At 63.5% G+C, this 21839-nt stretch carries 18 protein-coding genes; 10 read left to right on the top strand and 8 right to left on the bottom strand.

The genetic code is table 11. From position 1 onward, the window contains the following. Positions 1-21: 21 nt before the first annotated feature. The 4 genes from QRN42_RS04195 to QRN42_RS04180 form a co-directional block, all read right to left on the bottom strand. Positions 22-1014: a hypothetical protein gene (locus QRN42_RS04195; RefSeq protein WP_284978230.1), complete on the bottom strand. Its 993-nt coding sequence runs from the start codon at positions 1012-1014 to the stop codon at positions 22-24. Between the two features lie 143 nt (positions 1015-1157). Continuing rightward, positions 1158-2771 carry a helicase HerA-like domain-containing protein gene (locus QRN42_RS04190; RefSeq protein WP_284978229.1) on the bottom strand — a complete coding sequence of 538 codons (1614 nt, stop codon included), beginning with the start codon at positions 2769-2771 and terminating at the stop codon, positions 1158-1160. A gap of 9 nt (positions 2772-2780) precedes the next feature. Further along, positions 2781-3299, bottom strand: coding sequence for a GNAT family N-acetyltransferase (locus QRN42_RS04185; protein WP_284978228.1), 519 nt, complete (start codon positions 3297-3299; stop codon positions 2781-2783). Then, positions 3296-5275, bottom strand: a complete 1980-nt coding sequence (locus QRN42_RS04180) for an FAD/NAD(P)-binding protein (RefSeq protein WP_284978227.1) — start codon at positions 5273-5275, stop codon at positions 3296-3298. Before QRN42_RS04180 ends, QRN42_RS04185 begins: the two co-directional genes overlap by 4 nt. Positions 5276-5570: 295 nt before the next feature. On the opposite strand from QRN42_RS04180, the gene QRN42_RS04175 reads away from it, so the two are divergent. From QRN42_RS04175 to QRN42_RS04145, 7 genes are read left to right on the top strand one after another with little or no spacing between them, the layout of a single operon-like run. Beyond that, complete coding sequence (locus QRN42_RS04175) at positions 5571-6536, top strand: amino acid ABC transporter permease (RefSeq protein WP_284978226.1); 966 nt, start codon at positions 5571-5573, stop codon at positions 6534-6536. After that, positions 6533-7408 (top strand): amino acid ABC transporter ATP-binding protein, encoded by an 876-nt coding sequence (locus QRN42_RS04170; RefSeq protein ID WP_284978225.1) that lies wholly within the window; start codon positions 6533-6535, stop codon positions 7406-7408. Before QRN42_RS04175 ends, QRN42_RS04170 begins: the two co-directional genes overlap by 4 nt. A gap of 10 nt (positions 7409-7418) precedes the next feature. Beyond that, entirely contained in the window at positions 7419-8444 is a 1026-nt protein-coding gene (locus QRN42_RS04165; protein ID WP_284978224.1) for an ABC transporter substrate-binding protein, read from the top strand. Then, positions 8441-9607 (top strand): LLM class flavin-dependent oxidoreductase, encoded by a 1167-nt coding sequence (locus QRN42_RS04160; RefSeq protein WP_284978223.1) that lies wholly within the window; start codon positions 8441-8443, stop codon positions 9605-9607. The genes QRN42_RS04165 and QRN42_RS04160 overlap by 4 nt, the downstream gene beginning before the upstream one ends. After that, positions 9591-10442, top strand: a complete 852-nt coding sequence (locus QRN42_RS04155; RefSeq protein ID WP_284978222.1) for a DUF1684 domain-containing protein — start codon at positions 9591-9593, stop codon at positions 10440-10442. Before QRN42_RS04160 ends, QRN42_RS04155 begins: the two co-directional genes overlap by 17 nt. Next, positions 10439-11491: an LLM class flavin-dependent oxidoreductase gene (locus QRN42_RS04150; protein ID WP_284978221.1), complete on the top strand. Its 1053-nt coding sequence runs from the start codon at positions 10439-10441 to the stop codon at positions 11489-11491. The genes QRN42_RS04155 and QRN42_RS04150 overlap by 4 nt, the downstream gene beginning before the upstream one ends. 8 nt (positions 11492-11499) lie before the next feature. After that, complete coding sequence (locus QRN42_RS04145) at positions 11500-12846, top strand: NtaA/DmoA family FMN-dependent monooxygenase (protein ID WP_284978220.1); 1347 nt, start codon at positions 11500-11502, stop codon at positions 12844-12846. A 166-nt stretch (positions 12847-13012) separates the two neighbouring features. Here the strand turns inward: QRN42_RS04145 and QRN42_RS04140 are convergent, their stop codons facing one another. Then, positions 13013-13894, bottom strand: a complete 882-nt coding sequence (locus QRN42_RS04140; protein ID WP_284978219.1) for an aldo/keto reductase — start codon at positions 13892-13894, stop codon at positions 13013-13015. Positions 13895-14038: 144 nt separating this feature from the next. Here QRN42_RS04140 and QRN42_RS04135 point away from each other — a divergent pair, with 144 nt between their 5' ends. After that, positions 14039-14968, top strand: a complete 930-nt coding sequence (locus QRN42_RS04135; protein WP_284978218.1) for a threonine/serine dehydratase — start codon at positions 14039-14041, stop codon at positions 14966-14968. 45 nt (positions 14969-15013) lie between these two features. Here the strand turns inward: QRN42_RS04135 and QRN42_RS04130 are convergent, their stop codons facing one another. After that, positions 15014-16006, bottom strand: coding sequence for an ABC transporter substrate-binding protein (locus QRN42_RS04130; protein WP_284978217.1), 993 nt, complete (start codon positions 16004-16006; stop codon positions 15014-15016). A gap of 269 nt (positions 16007-16275) precedes the next feature. Here QRN42_RS04130 and QRN42_RS04125 point away from each other — a divergent pair, with 269 nt between their 5' ends. Then, positions 16276-17265: an LLM class flavin-dependent oxidoreductase gene (locus QRN42_RS04125; protein ID WP_284978216.1), complete on the top strand. Its 990-nt coding sequence runs from the start codon at positions 16276-16278 to the stop codon at positions 17263-17265. 86 nt (positions 17266-17351) lie between these two features. Beyond that, the gene (locus QRN42_RS04120; protein WP_284978215.1) at positions 17352-19988 is read left to right on the top strand and encodes a trehalase-like domain-containing protein; all 2637 of its coding nucleotides are present in this window, start codon (positions 17352-17354) and stop codon (positions 19986-19988) included. 17 nt (positions 19989-20005) lie between these two features. Here the strand turns inward: QRN42_RS04120 and QRN42_RS04115 are convergent, their stop codons facing one another. Together QRN42_RS04115 and QRN42_RS04110 are read right to left on the bottom strand one after the other, a co-directional pair. Continuing rightward, on the bottom strand, positions 20006-20932 hold the full coding sequence (locus tag QRN42_RS04115; RefSeq protein ID WP_284978214.1) for an AEC family transporter: 927 nt from the start codon (positions 20930-20932) through the stop codon (positions 20006-20008). Between the two features lie 109 nt (positions 20933-21041). Continuing rightward, positions 21042-21641 carry a TetR/AcrR family transcriptional regulator gene (locus tag QRN42_RS04110; RefSeq protein WP_284978213.1) on the bottom strand — a complete coding sequence of 200 codons (600 nt, stop codon included), beginning with the start codon at positions 21639-21641 and terminating at the stop codon, positions 21042-21044. Positions 21642-21839 lie beyond the last annotated feature (198 nt).

The raw sequence follows: 21839 nt of genomic DNA, 5'->3' as shown, positions 1-21839 counted from the left end.
AAGTGCCCGGAGCGGACCGATCTAGAACGTCAGCATCGGCGTGACGGTCACTTTGCCGCCTGAGACATCCAGCTGCGTGGTGAAGCTGAAATCGTGCTCCACGCTGAGGTCGTGCGCGATCCCGGTGAACAGGTCTATCTCGCGGGCGGTTAGCTTGGCTTTGCCGTTGAGCGGCGCCACTACCCATCTGCCACTGAACGGTTCGATGGTGACCTTGGGGTACTCAGTGATGGCCCACTTGATGGTTCCATCCACTACCCGGGCGTTACTCACGTGGTAGAACGGGCAGTCGGGCTGAAGCCGTTGTTGCGCTGTGGCCTGGGCGGCACAGGTGTCCAGGAACTCCTTGACTTTGCCTTGGACGGCGTCGTTCATGGCCTTGGTGGAGCGGGTTTGCAGGTTCAGCGGTGCCTGCGCAGTATCGCGGGTTGAAACGAGGGCTGACGTCGGCGGCGCTTCGAAGTAGGTCCCGTTAAGGCTGGCCTCGTACTTGCCCGGGTAGAAGACGGCGAAGGTGTTCCGGCCATTGGGCATGTTCACGGGCATCCCGTTGAGTGCTACCTCGCTGGCGTTGACCACCGTGACGTCGATGGTGGGCAGCGTGGTGGGGACGAACGCCCATTTCGCGAAGAACAACCATTGAGTGTCCACCCGTTCCACCAGGAACTCGGTGTGAAGCCGCTTGCCGTCCAAGGTGTAGTCGACCGGAACCGCCATCCGGTTGCCGTCACGGGACTGCGGGGTGCCCACCTTGATGTCGGCCAATGTGGAGGCGGCCGTTTGCAGGGCAGTTCCGTCCAGCATCGCAGCGTTTGCAGGCGGCACTTTGGCCCGCAGGAGGCCCAAAGCTTCTTCGCCTTTGCCGCTCTGCAAGGCTTGAAGGTATTCCTTGACGGGCTGTTGCGGGCTCGCCACCGACGAGCTGACCACATTGATGCAAACTATGGCTCCGGCGACAGCAAGCATCAGACCGAGAAGCCACCCGGCTGCGGTCTTGACTATCGCTTGGCTCACCTGCACGCCCTTTACGTTACCTGCAGCGGGCGCAACCACGGCGCAGGATGACGTCAGGGCGGGTTTTATCCACCGTGTGGAGAAGCCCGACGGCGGGTGGCAGCAAGCAGTGCCGCCACCCGCCGTCGGGCTGGAAAGTACGGCTAGCGGCGACGCCTTGAGGACGTGCCGAAGACGCCCCGCATGAGGTCGCGGCCAAGTTGATTGCCCATGGAACGGGCCATGCTCTTCAGGCCTCCACCCAAGACACCACCGAGGGCGCCGGCAATGTCACCGAACATGCCCTCCTGCGGCGAAGCCTGCTCGGGAATGGGTGCCGGAAGGGGTGCGGAGGGCGCCGGAAGGGGCTCGGCGGATGCCGGAACCGGGGGTTGCCCGGGGGCTGCGTCGCCAGTGGGCACTGCACCTTGACCGCGTAGCTTCTCGTAGGCGGAGACGTTGTCCACTGCCGTGCCGTACTTGGCCAGGAGTGAGGATGCCGCCACGGAACTGCGGACGAGGTCATCTGCGCTGGGTCCGATAACAGATTCCGGGGCACGCAGGCGCGTCAGGGCCACGGGAGTGGGAGCGCCTTTCTCGTTCATCACTGTGATGACGGCCTCCCCGATGCCAGCCGAGGTGAGGGTTTTTTCGAGGTCGTAATCACTGACCGGGAACGTGGAGACTGTGGCTTTGAGCGCCTTGGCGTCCTCTGGGGTGAAGGCCCGGAGTGCGTGCTGCACGCGGTTGGCCAGTTGCCCGAGAACGTCAGCCGGTACGTCTTTGGGTGTTTGGGTGACGAAGAAGATGCCTACGCCTTTGGAGCGGATGAGCCTGATCGTGGTGGTGATGGCTTCGAGGAACGCCTTGGAAGCGCCGTTGAACAGCAAATGGGCTTCGTCGAGGAAAAAGACGAGTTTGGGCTTGTCCAGGTCGCCGGCTTCGGGGAGGTCTTCGAACAAGTCCGCCAGCAGCCACATGAGGAAGGTGGAAAACAGGAGCGGCTTGGTCTGGAGGGTGGGAAGCTCAAGGCAGCTGACCACGCCGCGGCCATCGGGCGCGGTGCGCAGAAGCTCGGCGGTATCGAACTCCGGCTCACCAAAGAACTTCTCCATGCCCTGGGCTTCCAGATTGACCAGTTCACGCAGGATCACACCGGCTGTGGCCTTGGAGAGTCCGCCCAGATTCTCCAGTTCGGCCTTGCCCTCGTCGGAGGTGAGGTACTGGATGACGGCGCGGAGGTCCTTGAGGTCTACGAGTTCGAGTTGTCGCTGGTCCGCGAAGTGGAAGATCAACTGCAGGCTGGACTCTTGGGTGTCGTTGAGGTCCATGATGCGCGAGAGCAGGATGGGCCCGAACGAAGAAATGGTGGCACGGACCGGGATTCCGTTGCCGTCGCCGCCAAGGGAAAGGAACTCCACAGGGAAGTTCTTTGCTTGCCACTGCTGGCCCAGGGATTCGGTGCGCGCGGTGAGCTTCTCACTCGGGGTCCCCGCCGTCGCCAGTCCGGAAAGATCACCCTTGATGTCCGCGAGGAAAACCGGCACACCCGCCGTCGAGAGCTGTTCCGCCATCATGTGCAGCGTAACCGTCTTGCCTGTGCCTGTCGCGCCAGCCACCAAGCCATGCCGGTTCATCATGGCAAGGGGCAGCCGGACCTGGGCTTCTTTGTGGACGACGTCGTCCACGATCGCGGCACCCAGCTCAATGGTGGCACCTTGCAGGGTGTACCCCTGCTGGATGGTGGCGAGTTTTTCAGCAGTGGTTTTGTTGGCCATGGGCATAGCTTAGCTGGGCAGTGCAAGATCCTTGCTGAACGCCAGATGCATGATTTTCTCAGGGTCCTCATCAAGGTCGAAGAGTGCTTGGTAGCCGGTGGAGAGGTACAGATTCTTGGCTTCGGGCTGGCGCGGACCGGTGGTCAGGTACAGCTTCCGGTACCCGCGACGTCGCGCCTCGTCCTCAAGTTCTGTCAGCACGCGGCGAGCCAGCCCGCGGCGACGGTGTGCCGAGTGCGTCCAGATCCGCTTGAGCTCCGCCGTGTCTTCGTCGTAGCGGCGGAACGCGCCCCCGGCCACCGATTCACCCTCCTCCTGGATGATGATCAGCGCACCATGTGGGGCCTCAAACTCCTCGGCGGGGTACCTGTTCATTTCCTCGGCCGCGCCCCCGCTGCTGAAAAAATCTCCGTATCGTGTTGCGTATTCAACGGCGAGTTCATCCAGGAGCGGCCGGACGCGGGGGTCGCCCATGGGCAGGCTGAGGACGGTAAGGCCCGACGGCGGCACGGTAGGCGTCGTGGTCATATCAAACCTTTCGTGGTTGCGCCCCTGAGTTGGGTTGCTGGGACTCGGGATGCGGCACCCGCGGCGATGGTGGACAGGATCCGGCGGGCCAAAGCATCATTTTCCCGGAAGGGGGCAGCATTGGTATTGGGACGGGCGAAAGCTCCCGCGCCCCAACCGGACGTCCACGGACCGACCGCGAACAAACCCTTCTGTGGTGTCCCAACCGGGGAGAGGACCTCGTGATTCCCGGAGACCAGAAGTTTGCCAGTGGAATGGGTCCCCTCGGAGGTGAGCAGTCTCTGTTCCGTACCTCGTCCGGCGTCGTGTAGATCGGTCAACGCAGGGTTCGCGGAGCGCTCCACGGAGGCCGAAGGCAACCGGGCCTCAATGTATGCTGCGGCGTCCACAACAACAGGTGACTGGAACGAACCCGCCACAAACCGTCCAGCCGATTCGTCCGCGCGCACCCACACGCCCGGCCCAAGGAATTTCAGGAAACCGGCACGCTGAAGCGCGAGCATCTCGCGGAGCCGGTGCGCCGGGGGACCGGAATCAACAAAGCTGAAAAAGCCGTGCCACCAACCATGGATCGCCTGTTGGGAGCGGGCATTCAACCGCTCCTGCGGAACCAGGCGGCCCAGATCCATATAGACAAACAGGAGCGCAGTGAACAACGCCAAAGTTTCGGAGTGCTCCGGGCTGGTACGCAAGTCCAGATCACGCTGGATATAGGCAGACACGGATCGCTGCACGGCGCCGTGATCAGCGAAAGCGCAACCGCTCAACGGGTGGTCCAGCCTTTCCAGGTCCAGCCACGATGCCGGATCAGGCACAGACGCGGCCACCAGGTCTTCGCGGCCGGGGCTGTACCAGTCCAGGGCATCGAACCGGGCCTCGAAACTGGCCCATGTACCACGTACCCGGGAGGGATGGCCGGTGAAGAGCTCGCGGTAATAGGCGTAGCCCGCGTCCTTGGCGATCAACGGCCACAAATGCGCGCGGAAGTCGAGTTCCGAATGTGAGCCGAGCAAAGATTCTATGGCGGATGCCGTAAAGTACCGGGGCCGGTCGGCTGGCTCACCGCGGAGTGTGGAGGAAATCTTGGAGTGGTACGGCACGCCTCGTCGTGACCCTGCCCAGACCCGCGGTTCGGCTCCGGATGGCAGGTAGGTGAGTTCGCCGTCGTGCCCTTCTTCAAAGCGGCTACCGCGGCCCTCGAACAGCAGCACCAAAAGATCCACGAACGCCAGGCCCATGCCGGAGACGATCACGTCCTGGCCGGCCCCAATAGCGGAGTAGTCCACGTCCGTGGTGTACGACGGCGGTGCATGGAACCCGCCGTGCCGGGCGGCGAAATCGCTGAGCCCGGCAGACTCGTCATCCGGCAGGGAATCGGTGTGGCCCAGTGCGTAAACCACGACGTCGGCAACCACCTCCGCGCCTGGTGCCAACCGGATGCGGTGCGTGCCGTCGTCGTGCCCGTCATGGGTGCCGGACGAGGCTGAAGCAGGCGAAACGGCGGTGGCGGTGTCGCGATGCACGGTGACTGTGACGTCCGTGCCCAGAGCAGAAACGGCGCGGCGGAAGAACCACTCCAAGTACTTACTCTGAAGCTGCCGCGTAGGAAAGGAAGCGGGTGTGAGGGCGCGAAGCTGCTCGAGCATATGCGGCTCCAGCACCGGAACGTCCCGGATGCTGCCGTCCAGCACGCCCGCGGCCCACGTGGAAAGCCCCGGCCCGTCCACTGCGGGACCGTCGCAAACCACCGAACCGTCCGTGAACATGGTGACGTCAGCCGCGGTGGAGTTCAGCAGCAGGCCCGGGCTCTGGTCATAGCGCCAGATCCTCCCGGACCCCGGCTGGTGGGGTTCGATGACGTGGACGTGCAAGGGACCGCCGAACAACGACGGACGGTTGGCGGCAAGCCTTTCGAGGACTCCAGCCGTACGCGGGCCGCCGCCGATGAAGGCGATGGCGGGAACTCGTGACGTCATGGGATCTCCTGAACGGCCTGGCAAGGGAGGGTGGTGCACCCAATCTAAGGAGGATGGGGCGGGCTGGTCGAGGAGCTGGTAACTGCCGTTAACTGCGCGTCATGCCGCGTCAATGAGCGCAAAAAAGGGACGCAATCAGCGGCCTGCAGAGCGAAGTGTGACGTCCCGGGAAGCTTCAAGAAGTCCCGCTAAGTCCGGTGAAGAAGTGCAAATTCCCGCCTTGCTGGGCGCTTTCCTGCGGCCCTAGATTGGCAGCCATCCGATAGTGAACAACCGATCTGAAATGAGGTGGCGCATGAGTGCACTAGCATCGCCTGCCACGGCGGACACTGCACCGCCCACCCCGGATTACTCCGAGTACAAGCTGGTCGCCGCCCGGCGTCCATGGCGTTGGGTTGGCACCGTGCTGGTGGCTGCCGGCGTCGCCGCCATCGCGTGGTCCTTGGTGACCAATCCCCGCTGGGAGTGGGGCGTGGTGGCCGAATGGTTCACCGCGCAGTCCGTAGTCAACGGGCTGATCGAAACCCTCAAGCTCACGGCAATTTCCGGTGTCCTTGGCTTTGTGCTCGGGTTCATCCTGGCCCTCATGCGCCTATCCGCGTCTCCGCTGTTGGTCTCGGTGTCCTGGACGTTCTCCTGGATCTTCCGCTCCACGCCGCTGCTGGTCCAGCTCCTGCTCTGGTACAACCTTGGCTATCTTTACGAGAAAGTCAGCGTGGGCATACCGTTCACGGACGTTCGCTTCTTCGAGGCGCAGACCACCACGCTGATCAGCCAGTTCGCCGCCGCGGTCTTGGGACTTACCCTGAATCAGGCAGCGTACTCCGCGGAGATCATCCGTGGCGGCATCCTTTCGGTGGACCAGGGCCAGTTGGAAGCCGCATCCGCCCTGGGTATTCCAGCCTGGAAACGCTCCACCAGGATCGTGCTCCCACAAGCCATGCGCGCTATCTTGCCCAACGCTTTCAACGAGATCATCGGCCTGGTCAAGGGCACCTCGATCGTTTACGTGCTGGCCTACTCCGAGCTCTTCTACACCGTCCAGGTCATCTACAACCGGACGCAGCAAGTGTTGCCGCTCCTGCTCGTTGCCACGCTCTGGTACGTGGTGATCACCTCGGTGCTCAGCGTCTTCCAGTACTACATCGAGCGCCATTTCTCCAAGGGCGCTTTGCGGAACCTGCCACTCACGCCGCTGCAGAAGGCCCGTAAATTCTTCGCCACCCACGTTGCCGCTTCTCCCACGAAGGACGCCCGATGAGCATCACCGCTGCACGCAAAGAATCGACGACGGCGGCCGCTTCGGCAGGTGCCGGCCACGTGGCTCCGCCGCTGGTCGGTTCCAGGACAGCCTCCCGCGGCCAGGTCGATATCACCAACGTAAGGAAGTCCTTCGGTGCAACCGAAGTCCTCAAAGGCGTATCCCTGTCCGTGCCGCCCGGCGGCGTTGCAGTGATCGTCGGCCCCTCCGGCTCGGGCAAGTCCACCCTGCTGCGGACCATCAACCACCTGGAAAAGGTGGACGGCGGCTATATCACTATCGACGGCGACCTGGTGGGCTACGAAGTCCGTGGAAACAAGCTGCATGAGCTGCGCGAAAAAGACATCCTCAAGCAGCGCACCAACATTGGCATGGTGTTCCAAAACTTCAACCTGTTCCCGCACCTCACCGCGCTGGAGAACGTCATCGAAGCGCCCATCGTGGCGCAGGGACGTTCCAAAGCGGAGGCACGCAAGCGGGGACTGGAACTGCTGGACCGGGTGGGTCTCAAAGACCGTGCACAGGCCTACCCCCGCCAGCTCTCGGGGGGCCAGCAGCAACGTGTTGCGATTGCCCGGGCGCTCGCCCTCAATCCCAAGATCCTGCTCTTCGATGAGCCAACCTCGGCGCTGGACCCTGAACTTGTCAACGAGGTCCTGGACGTCATCCGGGAACTCGCCAAGTCCGGCACCACATTGATCGTGGTTACCCACGAGATGGGGTTCGCCCGGGATGTCGCGGACACCGTGGTCTTCATGGACGACGGGTTGGTTGTCGAGTCCGGCACACCGCAGGAGATCTTCACCAACCCTCGCGAGGAACGTACCCGCAGCTTCTTCTCCAAAGTCATCGAACCGGCTTTCAACATCTAGGACACCCTCCATGCTTCGCATCACCCGCAGTTCCGCCGCAGCACGCAAAACCAGTTCCGCCGCAGCACGCAAAACCAGGCTCGCGGCACTTGCTGTTCTTCCCGCCGTCGTAGTCGCTGCACTGGCGGGGTGCTCCGATCCCGGTGCGTCGGCCGCCAAACCGGCATCCGAAGCGGCGAAGAACGGCGTGGTGTACAACACCTCCGTAAACCAGAACCGTATCCGCGATGAGAAGGACGCAGCCGCCGCGGCCAAGGTTCCCGCGGTCATCTCCAAGGACGGCAAGCTGACCGTCGCGACAACCGCCGGCGCTATTCCGCTGTCCTTCCATGCCACGGACGACAAGACGCCGATCGGCGTTGAGGTGGACATCGCCCAGCTCGTGGCCGACAAACTCGGCCTCGCCCTGGACCTTCAAGTGACATCGTGGGAGAACTGGCCGCTGAAGACCCAGTCGGGTGACTTCGAAGCTGTCTTCTCCAACGTGGGCATCAACGCAGCACGGGTGAAACTCTTCGATTTCTCCACGTACCGCGCTGCGTACATGGGCTTCGAAGCCAAAAAGAGCGCCAGCTACGACATCAAGGGCCCGGACGACATCACTGGCTTGAAAGTCTCCGTGGGCTCGGGCACCAACCAGGAGAAGATCCTGCTGGCGTGGAACAAGGAACTTGAGGCGAAAGGAAAGGCGCCCGCCACACTCCAGTACTACTCCTCCGACGCCGACACCATCCTTGCGCTCTCCTCGGGCCGCACGGACCTGAACCTGGCGCCCTACCCGTCGGTGACGTACCGCGAAAACACCCGGGACGACCTGAAGGTAGTGGGCAAGGTCAACGCAGGGTGGCCGTCTGAAACGCTGGTAGCAGCGACCACGCTGAAGGGCAACGGCTTGGCTCCTGCCATCACGGACGCCCTGAACTCCACCATCAAGGACGGCTCCTACGGCAAGGTCCTGGAACGCTGGGGCCTTTCCGAAGAAGCTGTGCCGGAATCCAAGACCGTCACAGAAGCAAGCTTCGGAGCGGGCAAGTGAAGTTCCAGGTCCTTGACATCATTCCGCACCTGAAGAATCCGGTGACGGGGGAGAGGGTCTCCACTGCTGATCGGCTCAACCAGGTAGTGGCGACGGCCCGCCGCGCGGAGGAGCTCGGCTTCGACAGCTTCTCAGTTGGTGAACGCCACGCCGGTGAGTTCGTCTCCTCATCCCCGACGACGGTCCTCGCCGCCATCGCCGCTGTCACCAGCCGCATCCGCCTCCAGACCGGGGTCACCGTGCTGTCCGTGCTGGACCCGGTTCGGGTGGCCGAGGACTACGCCACGATCGACCAGCTGAGCCGCGGACGCCTGGAATTGGTGATCGGCAAGGGCAACGAGGTCCTGCAATACCCGTTGTTCGGCCTGTCCTTGGACGATCAATGGGAGCTCCTGGCTGAAAAGTACGCCTTGTTGCGGACGCTGTGGCGCAAGGAAAGTGTCACATGGTCCGGGCGCTTCCGGCCCGCCCTCACCGAACCTACGACGACGACGCCGCGGCCCTTTGCCGGGTCGCCCCGGATTTGGCACGGTTCGGCTACAACCCTCACGTCGGCTGCGCTCGCCGCCAAATGGGGCGATCCGTTGTTCACGGCCAACGCCATCCAACCGCGGGAAAACTACAAGGTCCTGATCGACCACTACCGGGAAGAGTACGAGCGTCACGGCCATGATCCACGGCACCAGTACATCGGCTCGGGCAGCGGAGCAGGCGGAGTGTTCATCGCGGACACTACCCAGGAAGCCATCCGGCAGTACGGTCCCGTGTATGAGGCCCTGACCGCCGGCCGCAACGTTCCAGGTAACAACTCGCCTTTCCGGGATATCCAGCACGCAGTCGCCCAGGGCCCGGCGTTGGTGGGCAGCCCCGAACAAGTGATTGACAAGATCCTCAGCTACCACTCCCTGTATAGCCACGATCTCCAGTCAATTTCCCTGCCCACCACACTGCCGTTCGAACAACAACTCGACATCCTGGAGCGCTTTGCATCGGAGGTCATCCCGGCCGTCCGCGCCGCAGCCCCCACCACTCTGTGGGAAGCGGGGGATCCTTTCGGTGGCAGGCCGGAATTTGCCGGAGCCACCGAACCTGACGCCGCAGCAACAGTCACCGCCGACCACGCCTTCAACAGGACGGATAACGCCCATGTCTTTGCACACTAATAGCGCTACACACGCCGCAACCACGCTGGAAGCCTTCGACGAGGAATGGCTGGAATGGCACGCTGCCCATGAGCGCAACCGTGCCCACCCGCACGGCTTCCTCGCAGTGACCCACCTGCACTGGCTCAGCAGCGAGGCGACCCGGCTGGAAGGTGCGCCGGGCACCTGGAGTGCGGATGACGACGTCGTACGGGTTGTCCTGGAACCGGGCGAGAGCCTCCTGCAGGACGGGGTGGAACTGAACTCAGACGCAGGCAAGTCGCTGGAGCTGGGTCCCATCGAGGAACGCGGCGGGATCAACCTGGTCTCCGGCGATACCGTGATCGAGGTTGCCAAGCGGGGCGGCGAGTACATTGTGCGGCCGCGGAACCCCGAAAACCAGCTGCTGAAGCAGTACCAGGGAACGCCCGCATACACGCCCAACGCCGCGTTTGCCGTTGCCGGTAGGTTCGTGCCGTTCGAGACACCGCGCGCCACCACGGTGGGTGCCGCGGTGGAAGGTATCCAGCATGTGTACGAAGCTCCAGGCGAGATCCGCTTCAAGCTGGCCGGAAAGGAGTTGGCGCTGACCGCGTTCAACGGTTACGCGCCGGGCTCGCTGTCCGTGCTGTTCACCGACCAGACCTCCGGTAAGACCACCTACGCAGCCAACCGCTCACTATCCGTAGTCCCGGCCGCCGACGGAACGGTCCAGCTCGACTTCAACCGGGCCGTGAACCTCCCGTGCGCCTACACCGACCTCGCGACCTGCCCGCTGCCGCCCGCCGAAAACCGGCTTCCAGTGGCTATCGAAGCCGGCGAAAAGATCCCCTACGAACGTCAGGACCAGAAGTGAGCAGCAACAACAACACAGCCGGGTTCCTGGCCATTGAGCTCGACGGAGCGGGGTATGAGAACCTCTCCGCCGCCGTCCTCGCCGCAGAATCCGCCGGCTTCCATGTGGCAACTTTCAAGGACTCGCCCCGGGACGGCCGGGTGAACGCCCTGCAACGCGCTGCGTTTGCCGGACCGGCGACCCGGGCCATCGCGGTGGTTCCGGAAGTGGACACCGTATACACGGAGCCGTTCCACATCTCCACGCAGCTCGCGAGCCTGGACTACGTGTCCGGAGGGCGCGCCGGGTGGATCGCGACAGCAGCAGAGTCACCGGAGGGCGCTGCCGCCGTCGGGCGTTCCTTCGTTAGCGGTAAGGCGCTGGCCCAGGAGGCCGCCGCGTCTATTGAGGTCGGGCGTCGCCTGTGGGACTCATGGGAGGACGACGCCGTGATCCGCGATGTCGCCACGGGCCGATACATCGACGTCGACAAGCTGCACTACGTCGACTTCGAAACGCCTGCCGACTTCAGGGGCACACCCTATTCCGTGAAGGGCCCCTCCATCATCCCGCGGCCGCTCCAGGGGCAGTTGCCTGTGCTGGCGGCGGCATCCCTGGTGGGGGAGGGCTTGGTTCCGGTCGAGGCCGTGGACGCTGTACTGGTTTCCGCGCCCACGCCGGAGTTGCTTGCCGCCGAGGTCCGGGACGTGCGTGCCCGGCTCGGTGCGTCGGTGGCGGTTGTTGCTGAGCTCGACGTCGTCCTGGACTCGCGCGGCGAGACAGCGGGTTCCCGCGCCTTAACGGAGCCGGAGCATGCGCGTTTTGTTGGTTCTGCCTCCGGCCTGACCGATCTGCTTGAGGCCTTGTTGAACGAGGCCGACGGCGTTCGCCTCAACCCGGCTGTTGTGGACGTGGAGCTCGAGGAGCTTTCGCGCCTTGTCCTCCCGGAACTGCGCAGGCGGGGCGCCTTGCGGGCACCCATCCAGGACGGCACCTTCCGCGACGTGCTGGGCTTGGCGCCGACGGAAAACCGCTATTCGATAACCGCCGCCGATGCGGCTGGAAAGTAGGAACCACCATGTCACGCGACGTTTTCCAGCCCACGGGGCAGATCCAGCTCGGCATCTTCTTCCAGGGCGTCAACTCAGGCACCATCTGGAAGGCTCCGGAGTCGGGCTCGCAAACCGACTTCGAGTCGTTCCGTCATATCGTCCAGACGGCCGAACGCGGGAAGTTTGCAGCTTTCTTCCTCGGCGAAGGGCTGCGCCTGCGCGAACATCTGGGACGGCCGCATGCCCTGGACGTGGTGGGACGCCCGGACGCGCAGACCATGCTCGCTGCGCTCGCCGCCGTCACCCGAAACATCGGCTTGGTTGCCACCCAAAACACCACGTACAACGATCCCGCAGACCTGGCGCACCGGCTGTCCTCGCTGGATTTGATCTCAGCGGGCCGCGCCGCCTGGAACATCGTGACCACGGACAACGCGTGGACCGGAGCGAACTTCCGCCGAGGTGGGTATCTGGACCATGCTGACCGTTACAAGCACGCGGAGGCATTTGTTGAAACGGTCAAGCGCATATGGGATTCATGGGAGACGCCCTCTGGGCCAGCCCGTCACGTCCGTCACGAGGGCCAGCACTACACCGTGGACGTCACACCCCGCCTACCGCGCAGCGCCCAATACCGCCCCGTGCTTTTCCAAGCCGGCGACTCCCCGGAAGGCCGCGATTTTGCTGCCCGCCAAGCTGACGTGATCTTCTCGGCGCACCCAAAGCTCGATGACGCCGTGGAGTTACGCCGAGACATCGTCACGCGTTCCATAGCCGCAGGGCGCGGCGCCAACGCGGTGCAGATCATGCCCGCCAGCGAGTTCATCCTCGCCGCCACGGACCAGGAAGCCCAGGAGAAGAAGGCCTGGGTCCGCAGTTTGCAGATCGGTCCCCAGCAGGCCGTCGCGTACCTGGAGCAGTTCTGGGGTCGCGAGCTTTCCTCTTACGATCCCGATGGCCCACTTCCCGAGATCGACCCCGTAGTTGAGGAGACCTCCGAAACCCGCGGCAGTGGCTTCCACGGTGCCAAGGCCCGGCAGCTCGCAGATCAGTGGCGCGCCGAGGCTAAGGACAAGGGCCTGTCCATCCGGCAGTTCGTGACCTCCCGCACCGCCAGGGTGGATGCCACGTTCACAGGCTCCTACACCGCAGTGGCCGACCACCTCGCCGAGTATGCCCGCGTCGGGGCCGTGGATGGCTTCAACATTTCACCGTGGCTCATCCCCACTGGCCTGGACGACATCGTGAACCACCTGGTCCCCGAACTCCAGGAACGCGGCGTGTACCCCACGGAATACCGGGGCGCCACCCTGCGCGAAAACCTGGGCTTGGAGACGCCGGTGCGGTCCAGCGGAACGGTGCCGGCAACGTGAGGGCGCGTTGGTTCACGATCTTTGCCCGATTGTTCACCAGCGATTCCTCCCACGGCACGGTCCGGCTACAACTGGCCGCTTGGGCTCAGCCGCTGTAGCCGCACCTCGGGACTAGAGCAGTTCGCGGAAACATTGCGTGCGAAAACTCTTCATTCCCCCGCGGGATCTAGGCTTCGGGGATGACCAGGGCAAAGCGCTCTTCGCGGGCAACGTCGGGGTCCGGCCCGTTGCGGTTGCCCGTATCAAGCGAATCGATGGCTGCGACTTCTTCGCTGGAAAGCTCAAAGTCGAAGACGTCAAAGTTCTGGGCGATACGGGCAGGGTTGGTGGACTTTGGAATCGCGGAGCGCCCCTGCTGAAGGTGCCACCGGATCATGACCTGGGCAGGGCTCTTGCCGTGTGCCTGCGCAATCCCGGCAATCGTGGGGTCTTCCATGACATTTTTGCGTTGCTCGCCCCAGCCCGGGTAGAAGGTGATCCCGCCGATCGGCGACCATGCCTGGGTGAGGATGCCGTGTTCGGCGTCGGCGGCCTGGACGTCCGGCTGGGTGAAATAGGGGTGCAGCTCGATCTGGTTCACCGCGGGAACGATATCCGTGGACGCTAAAAGTTCCTGCAGGTGGTGTGGCATGAAGTTGCTGACACCGATCGCACGGACGCGGCCGTCGGCAAGCAGTTGCTCCAAGGCTTTGTAAGCGGCGATGGTTTTTTGGAACCGGTCCGGTGCGGGCTGGTGCAGGATGAGAAGGTCCAGTTGCTCGACTCCGAGTTTCCCTACGGCCTTTTCCCATGCATGGAGCGTTTCGTCGTAGCCGAAGTCGCTCACCCAGACCTTGGTCTCAATGAATATCTCCGATCTGTCCAGGCCGGAGTTGCGGATGCCTTCGCCCACCTCGCGCTCGTTACCATAGGCCGCGGCGGTGTCGATGTGCCGGTAGCCGGTTGCAAGCGCTGACTCAACGGCCGCGGTCGTCTCCTCAGGGGCGCTCTGGAACACGCCCAAGCCGAGTGCTGGCATGACGACGCCGTTATTCAAGGTGATGTCCATGATTCCTGATCCTCTTCTTCAGCAGCTTCTTCAGCGGTGGACGGGCGATGTGTGCACTCCACAGAGGGCCTCCTTCCCAGTAAACACCGTGTGCGCATCCGCTCCAAGGCACCCTAGGATGAAAGTCGGACGAAAGGTGCACGGATGGTCACGCGCGAAGAAGTGGAAGCGGCTTACTCACGGACGGCAGGCTGGGTCCGCCACACGCCCTTGGCCGAGAGCGGCAACCGGGAGCCCTACAACCTTTGGTTCAAGTGCGAGTACATGCAGCACACCGGCTCCTTCAAGGCCCGCGGTGCGTTCAACCGCCTGCTGTCGGCCCGGGAAGATGGCGAACTGGACCCCGCGATCGGCATTGTTGTCGCCTCAGGTGGCAACGCCGGCCTGGCCAATGCCTATGCCGCTGCCAAGCTGGGAGTCCCCGCCACCGTCTTCGTCCCCGAATCCGCGCCGGCCAACAAGGTCCACAAGCTGTACGCCATTGGTGCCCGGGTAGTCCAAGGTGGGGCCGAGTATGCCGAAGCCTACGCTGCGGCCATTCGCTTTTCCGAAGACAAGGGCGCCGTCTACTGCCATGCCTACGATCAGCCGGAAATTGTTGCAGGTGCCGGGGGTGTGGGCCTTGAGCTGCTGGACGAACTGCCCGGCGTCGACACTATCCTCGTCGCTGTCGGCGGAGGCGGGCTGATGGGCGGCATCGCTGCGGCGGCAGAGGGTAAAGCGCGCGTTGTCGGCGTCGAACCTGAGACGGTCCCGACCCTGCACACGGCCCTGGCGAAGGGTGGGCCCGTGGATGTGGCGGTGTCCGGAATCGCCGCGGATTCCCTGGGTGCCCGTCGCATTGGCGAGATCGGCTTTGGCGTCGCACGCCGCACCGGAGTCCAGAGCGTCCTGGTCACCGACCAGGACATCATCGACGCCAGGCGTTCCCTGTGGGAGGAATACCGGATAGTGGTGGAACATGGCGCCGCAGCTGCCTACGCGGCCTTGCTGTCAGGGACCTATCAGCCGCACGACGGCGAGACCGTTGCGGTAGTTCTCTGCGGCGCCAACACCGACCCATCCCACTTTTGAGGGGCCTGCCACTTCGGGTAGGGGCCTGCCACTCAAGGTGCGGGCCTAGGACTTAGGCAGGCCTGCCGGGTTCAGTTCTGAGGCGGGAATGGCCTCGGAAGAAAGCCCCCAACGGTCAAGTATCTTCCCGTAGTCGCCGTCTTTGATCAGATGGTTGATCGCAGCCTGCGCAGCGGCAGCCAAGCCGTTGCCCTTCTTGGTGGTGAAAGCGATGTCAGCCTGCAGCGGCCAGCCGCCGTTGAGGGTGCCCACCTGCTTGGTCTTGCCGTCCTTGGCTGCCTTGTAGGCCGCGGAAGCGTTGGGGCCAAAGGTCAGGTCCGCACGCCCGGACTGCAGGGCGAGCTGGGAGGCGGAGTCGTCGTCGTAATACTGGAAGTCAACCGGCTTCAAGCCGTTCTTCTTGTTTTCCTGGTCCCAACGGATCAGGATGGCCTCCTGGTTGGTGCCGGAGCCCACGATGATCCGCTTGCCCGCCACGTCCTTGGCTTCCTTGATGCTGGAAATACCGGAGTCGGACTTGGCGTAGAAGCCCAAAAGATCGTTGCGGTAGGTAGCAAAGTCGAACTTTTCCTTGCGGGCTTCGGTGACAGTGACGTTGGACAGGACTGCCTCGTACTTTCCGGATTCGACGCCGAGCGGCCAGTCGGCCCACGCCGCGGGGACTACTTCCACCTGCAGGCCGAGGGTCTCTCCAATCGCGTAGGCGAGGTCGATCTCGTTGCCGATAAGGGTCTTGTTGTCCGTGGCGAACAACGTCAGCGGCGCTGTGCCGCCGGTGGAGGCCACCGTCAGTTTGCCGTCTGCCTTGATGGCGTCCGGTACCAGCGCCGCAGCCGACGAATCAACACTGACCTTGATCCGGTCCTGTTGCGGTGTCAGGTTGAAGGCTCGCGCCGTTGAGCTGGCTGAAGCGTTCGACGCCGGTGCCGATGGCCCGGCTGCCGCCGTCGCGCTTGGATCCGAGCAGGCCGCGAGGCCCAGAAGAGCAGTGGCGGCCAGCGCTGCGGTGACGCCGGTCCTGGCTGCGAAACGTGCCATGTAAACCCCTAAGTTATCTCTGATGCGTGCTTGTGGCTGCAACTATCCGGCAGACCCTAAAGGAGGGTCAAAGCACTCTGAAACGCTGGGATACAGGGGGTCACGGCGGTTAATCGGACGTCGGGCAACGTCATAAAACCGTCCCGGCAAACAGAGGTAACCCAAGCGCGACGCAACTCACAGAAATAAGGCGGGTGCCGCCGTCGTTGTCGATTACGTGCCCGCTAAGCAAAGCGCTGGGCCGCGAAACGTACCGAAAGGCATTCCCCGTGACTGTTCCTCTTTCCATCCTCGACCTGGCGACCATCGGAAAGGGCCAGACGGCAGGGGAAAGCCTTGCGGGCAGCGTTGCCATGGCGCAGAAAGCCGAGGAGCTGGGATACCGCCGTGTGTGGTACGCCGAGCACCACAACATGTCCGCTATCGCTTCATCGGCAACGAGCGTGCTGATCGCCCATGTTGCCGCGCACACCAAGAGCATCCGCCTGGGTGCAGGCGGCATTATGCTGCCCAACCATTCGCCGCTGACCATTGCAGAGCAGTTCGGCACCTTGGAGACCCTTCACCCGGGACGGATCGACCTCGGTTTGGGACGCGCTCCCGGCAGTGACCAGAACACTATGCGTGCCTTGCGCCGGGACCACATGGCCGCCGACACCTTCCCGCAGGACGTTCTCGAGTTGCAGGGTTACCTGACCGGACCCACCCGCATCCAGGGTGTTGAGGCGACGCCGGGTAAAGGCACCAACGTGCCGCTGTATATCCTGGGGTCTTCGCTCTTTGGAGCCCAGCTGGCCGCACAGCTGGGACTGCCGTATGCGTTCGCTTCACACTTTGCCCCTGCCGCACTGCAGGACGCCGTGGCGATCTATCGTCGCGACTTCAAACCATCCGCCCAGTTGTCAGAGCCGCACGTCATCGCTGGCGTGAATGTCACTGCAGCGGACAACAACGCGGACGCCCAGGCCATACACCTTGCTGTGAAGCGCGCCCGTGTCTCCTTGTTCTTTGGCGGCGGTCGGGACTTCACTGATGACGAGGCTGACATGGTCCTGGACTCCCCGCAGGGTCAGCACATTGCCCAGATGATGAAGTACTCGGCCGTGGGCACGCCGGAGGTGGTGCGCGAGTACCTGGACGAATTCGCCCAGCACGCGGACGCTGATGAGCTCATTGTTGCCCACCAAAGCACAGGAACCGAAGAGCGGCTCCGCTCCGTGGAACTCGTCGCGGAGGTTACCGGGCTGGTCCCGGCGTAAGTCGGTAACGCATTCGCAACGGCGGAGCTATACAAGCGAAACCGGCCGGGCGGACACTGGGATAGTCCGCACCGGAAGGATTCGCCATGCCCACACCGCTGAACCAAACAGTCGCGGCCTCCGCACTGCTCATGAAGTCCCTACCGTTGGGATTGCTGCGGACGTTCGTCCAGTCGAATGCGGATCAGGGAATAACCCCGGAGCTACTCGCCGAGCTAAGGGTCCTGTCCCGTGTTCCAGGCCTGCTGGTGGCCTGTAATTACGGCGGCACCCTGTGCTCAGCCGAAGGAGTGTCCACCGAGACCCTGCCACTGGACAGCGCAGCCGTGGCACTGCGGGCCTTGGCCGCGTTGCCCAATACCCACACGGCCGTCATTTCCGGACGCTCCTTGCGGGATCTGGCAGCGGTCTCCAGGCTGCCCGCGGAAGTTCATTTGGTGGGATCGCACGGCGTCGAGTTCGACATGGGCTACGCCTACAACCAGTCCTTGGCCACGGACGCGCTGCTTCAGGAGGTGGTAACGGCCCTCACCGAGGCCGTCGCCTTTGAAAAGGGCATCAGGATCATGCGCAAGCCTGTGGGCGTCGGCGTTCACACCCGGCCTGCGACACCCGAGGTCAGGGAACGCGTCATCTATCGTGCCCAACAGATCGCCATGGAATTCGGATTGTTCTTCATCGTGGACGGCACAGTGCTGGACCTGACGGTGGAGGAGCCGGCCAAGGGCCGCGCCCTGGAACAGCTTCGAGCGAGCCTGGGCGTGAGCGCGGCTCTTTACGCCGGTGATGCCGAAAGCGACGAGAAGGCGCTCGCCACCCTTCGGGGCCCCGACCTCGGCCTTCACGTGGGACCGGGGAATACCACGGCGGCACACACCATCCCGGACCCGGAGGCCTTTGCGCGGGTGCTGGCCTTGTTGTTCGAGATGCGCCGGGCGTGGTTGTTCGGCGAAGACGCGGTAGGCCTTGAACGGCATTCCATGATCGGCAACGGGAGCTCCACGGCGTTGCTCACTCCGGATGCGAAAATCTGCTGGATGAGCCACCCGTTACCTGACTCGGGCTCACTGTTTGCCCACATCCTTGGTGGAGATCCGGCCGGGCACTTCAGCATCGAACCCGTGAAGACGTCGCCCGTGCTTGCCCAGCGATACGTGGACAACACCATGATCGTGGAGACCCGTTGGGCTGATGTCACGGTGACGGACTACCTGGAACCTGCTCCGGAAGGTATCACCAGCTTGGTCCGCGTGCTCTCCGGGACTGGTACGGCCCGGGTGGTCTTCGCGCCACGGCCGGACTACGCCAACGCGCCCTTCAGCATGGAAATCCGAGACGGCGAGGTCCATGTGGTGGGGACCTCCGACCCGATCATCCTTTCCGCGCCGGGAGTTACCTTCCGTGTCACCAGTGACGGCAGGCATGCCACTGCGATGGCCGACGTTCCTCTCTACGGGGGTCCTGTGGTCCTGAACCTGCGCTGCGGTGACACCGAGCCGCCCCCCGCGGACCCCGACGGAGAGCCCCACCGGCGTGCCGCCGTCGGGCAGGTTGCGCGGGAGTGGGTCAAGACGCTCCAGCTTCCCAGCATGAAACCGTCGCTGGTGCGCCGTTCGGCGCTGGTGCTGAAGTCGCTGGTTCACGAGCCCACGGGCGCTGTACTGGCGGCCCCCACAACGTCCCTGCCCGAAGGCATCGGCGGAACGAGGAATTGGGACTACCGGTACTGCTGGCTGCGTGATGGGTCCATGACGGTCAACGCCTTGGTCAGCCTTGGCTCCACGCGTGAAGCCGATGGGTTCTTGAGCTGGTTGGGACGCATCCTGGAGAATGCGCCGGGGCCTGAGTGGCTGCACCCTCTCTACTCAGTGACAGGCGCTCCGCTGTCCACGGAGGCGATTGTGGAGAGCCTGCCCGGCTATGCAGGGTCGCGGCCGGTGCGGATCGGGAACGCCGCGGACCACCAAGTGCAATTGGACGTGTTTGGGCCCATTGCCGAACTGATCCATGATTTGGCCGAGCGCCGCGGGTTCATGCCGGACGAGCACTGGTTCCTCATGGAGCAGATGGCCCATGCAGTCATTGCGCGCTGGCATGAACCGGATCACGGCATCTGGGAAGCGCGCCGCGCGCCGCGGCACCACGTCTATACCAAAGTCATGTGCTGGGTGACCTTGGACAGGGCAGTCCGCGCCGCAGCCCTGCACGGCCGCGAGGCGCACGCCGACTGGGCGCCAACGGCGGTGACTATCCGGGAACAAGTCCTCCACGAGGGCTGGGACAACTCTGCTGCGTCGTACACCGTTGCGTACGACAGTCCCGACCTCGACGCCGCCGTCCTGCACATCGGGTTGTCCGGGCTCCTGGATGTCCAGGACCAACGTTTCCTGGACACCGTGACCGCTGTTGAGCGGGATTTACGCGTGGGGCCTACGGTTTTCCGTTACAGGTACGACGACGGCCTGCCGGGTTTGGAGGGCGGGTTCCACGTCTGCACCACGTGGCTGATCGAGGCCTACCTCGCTGTTGGCCGTTTGGACGATGCCTTGGAGTTATTCAACCAGTTGGTGGCGTTGTTCGGACCCACCGGTTTGCTGCCTGAAGAATACGATCCTTCCACGGAAACCCACTTGGGGAACCACCCGCAGGCGTACTCGCATCTGGGCTTCATCCGCTGCGCGCAACTCCTGGACCACTACCTCGCCCGGGCCGACGTCGAATAGGCCGGCCCGGGGAGCGTTTATGTCAGAAGCAGGGCCACCACGATCATTGCGGGCACTGCCACAACCGTGGTGATGAGCACCGTGTCCTTGGCTACCGTGAGCCCGGCCTGGTAGCGGTTCGCGGCCACGAACACGTTCTGCGCCGTGGGCAACGCCGATGTCACCACCACTGCGAAGAGTGCATGCCCGTCAATGCCCAGGGCGAACCTGGCAAAGAGATATGCAACCAAGGGGTGGACCACCAGCTTGAAGCCGCTTGCCAGCAGGGTGTCCGTCCGGCGCCCGGCGTCCCTCTGCAGCGGTTTGGAGCCGTTCAGGCTCATGCCAAAGGACATCAGCATGGCCGGGATCGCGGCTCCCCCAATCAGGTGGATCGGTTCAAGGATGAGCGAGGGCACCTGGAACCCCGTGCCGGCCGCGACCAGGCCCAGCGCAGAGCCCACAATCATGGGATTCCTGACGATCATCAGCAGGAAGCGCAGGGGAGTGGTGCGGTGCGCGCTGGTGCTGGCGTCGAGGGCCATCAGGTACATCGGTGTGTAGAACGCCAGCTGGAAAATAAGCAAGGGCGCCACATAACTGGCATCGCCCAGGACAAAAACCGCGATGGGGATGCCGAGGTTTGCCGAGTTGGCCAAGGACGCACTCATGGAGGACATCAGGGCCTCAGGCATGGTGCGTCCCAGCCAGAACTTCACGATCAGGAAGAAGAGCAGGCCGGTGATCACAGCGCCCACCGCAGTGACAAGAAGTGGGGCAGCGAAAACGTCGTGCAGGTTGGCTTTACTCAGGGTCTCGAACAACAGCGCCGGGCTGGCAACGAAGAATGTCAGGGAACTCAGGACCGAGCGTGCGTTCTCGCCCAAAATCCCCCGGCGGCCAACGAACATGCCCACCAGGATGATGGCCCACACTACGAAAAAACCCGAGAGGACGCCGATCATTGCAGCGGCGAAGGGGCAGGGAATCGACGGGTCACGACTTCCAGCCTAATCAGTCCTGGGTGGCCAGTAAGCGTTTTCACGGTGGTGTCCCGTTATGCGGACACTGCGGTCAATGTGCGGGGGGCTCTCCAGCGGTCCCGTTCGCCTCGCCGAGGGCGGAAACCATTCGGCCTACCTGGGTTACCGCCGCCCTGATCTTGGCGGGGTTGCCAAAAGTGACGAACTGCAGCATCAGCCCGTCGAGTGCGGCGAATATCGCGAGGGATGCTTCGTTGTCCGTATCCAATCCGCGGCGCTTCAGGGCATCCTCAACGGTTTCGACGTAACTCGCGTACAAATGCTCCACCATGGCACGGATGCGTGGGTTGCGCCGTGATTCGAGGATCATTTCAAACTGGAACAGTTGAAGTTCCGGTTCGGCAGAAACGCTCTCGATAAGTGAATCTGCGAAGTTGCCCTCAAAGTCCGCGACGCCGGTCAGCCCGGTTTCTTCAATGGACCGCCGGACGGACCACTCCATCGTGGCTACCAGAAGGCCCTCCATGGAGCCAAAGTGGTGGGTGACCAGGGCATGGTTGACGCCGGCACGCGCTGCGACCGATCTGTAGGTTGCCCCGCGCAGGCCTTTGTCCGCTACCACCTCCACCACGGCAGACAAGAGGGCGTCCCTTCCGTCTCCGTACGGCAACCTGTGTGATTCCTGAGCCATGAAGTGAGTCTATCGGCGGCACCACACCCACTCTTGACACTCAGAACTATACAAACGTATAGTTCTGAGTGTGGCCGGCATCACTAGCCGCACATCAAGAGCAGCTTCAGCCTTGACGCCCCCGGAAGTGACCGTGGGCGTAGGCGCCCTATCCCTCCGCACTGGCGATGGAGCCATTGCATTTCGGAAAGAACAGCC

This window comes from Arthrobacter sp. fls2-241-R2A-200 (assembly GCF_030209745.1).
In the GTDB taxonomy this organism is placed as follows: Bacteria; Actinomycetota; Actinomycetes; order Actinomycetales; family Micrococcaceae; genus Arthrobacter.
The sequence above is the reverse complement of the archived record's forward strand: the minus strand, read 5'-3'. Positions and strand labels throughout refer to the sequence as shown.

Coding starts and splice junctions, on each gene's coding strand:
- QRN42_RS04190 (WP_284978229.1), bottom strand. CDS start 2,771: ATGGCCAACAAAACCACTGCTGAAAAACTCGCCACCATCCAGCAGGGG.
- QRN42_RS04185 (WP_284978228.1), bottom strand. CDS start 3,299: ATGACCACGACGCCTACCGTGCCGCCGTCGGGCCTTACCGTCCTCAGC.
- QRN42_RS04180 (WP_284978227.1), bottom strand. CDS start 5,275: ATGACGTCACGAGTTCCCGCCATCGCCTTCATCGGCGGCGGCCCGCGT.
- QRN42_RS04175 (WP_284978226.1), top strand. CDS start 5,571: ATGAGTGCACTAGCATCGCCTGCCACGGCGGACACTGCACCGCCCACC.
- QRN42_RS04170 (WP_284978225.1), top strand. CDS start 6,533: ATGAGCATCACCGCTGCACGCAAAGAATCGACGACGGCGGCCGCTTCG.
- QRN42_RS04165 (WP_284978224.1), top strand. CDS start 7,419: ATGCTTCGCATCACCCGCAGTTCCGCCGCAGCACGCAAAACCAGTTCC.
- QRN42_RS04155 (WP_284978222.1), top strand. CDS start 9,591: ATGTCTTTGCACACTAATAGCGCTACACACGCCGCAACCACGCTGGAA.
- QRN42_RS04145 (WP_284978220.1), top strand. CDS start 11,500: ATGTCACGCGACGTTTTCCAGCCCACGGGGCAGATCCAGCTCGGCATC.
- QRN42_RS04140 (WP_284978219.1), bottom strand. CDS start 13,894: ATGGACATCACCTTGAATAACGGCGTCGTCATGCCAGCACTCGGCTTG.
- QRN42_RS04135 (WP_284978218.1), top strand. CDS start 14,039: ATGGTCACGCGCGAAGAAGTGGAAGCGGCTTACTCACGGACGGCAGGC.
- QRN42_RS04130 (WP_284978217.1), bottom strand. CDS start 16,006: ATGGCACGTTTCGCAGCCAGGACCGGCGTCACCGCAGCGCTGGCCGCC.
- QRN42_RS04120 (WP_284978215.1), top strand. CDS start 17,352: ATGCCCACACCGCTGAACCAAACAGTCGCGGCCTCCGCACTGCTCATG.
- QRN42_RS04115 (WP_284978214.1), bottom strand. CDS start 20,932: ATGATCGGCGTCCTCTCGGGTTTTTTCGTAGTGTGGGCCATCATCCTG.
- QRN42_RS04110 (WP_284978213.1), bottom strand. CDS start 21,641: ATGGCTCAGGAATCACACAGGTTGCCGTACGGAGACGGAAGGGACGCC.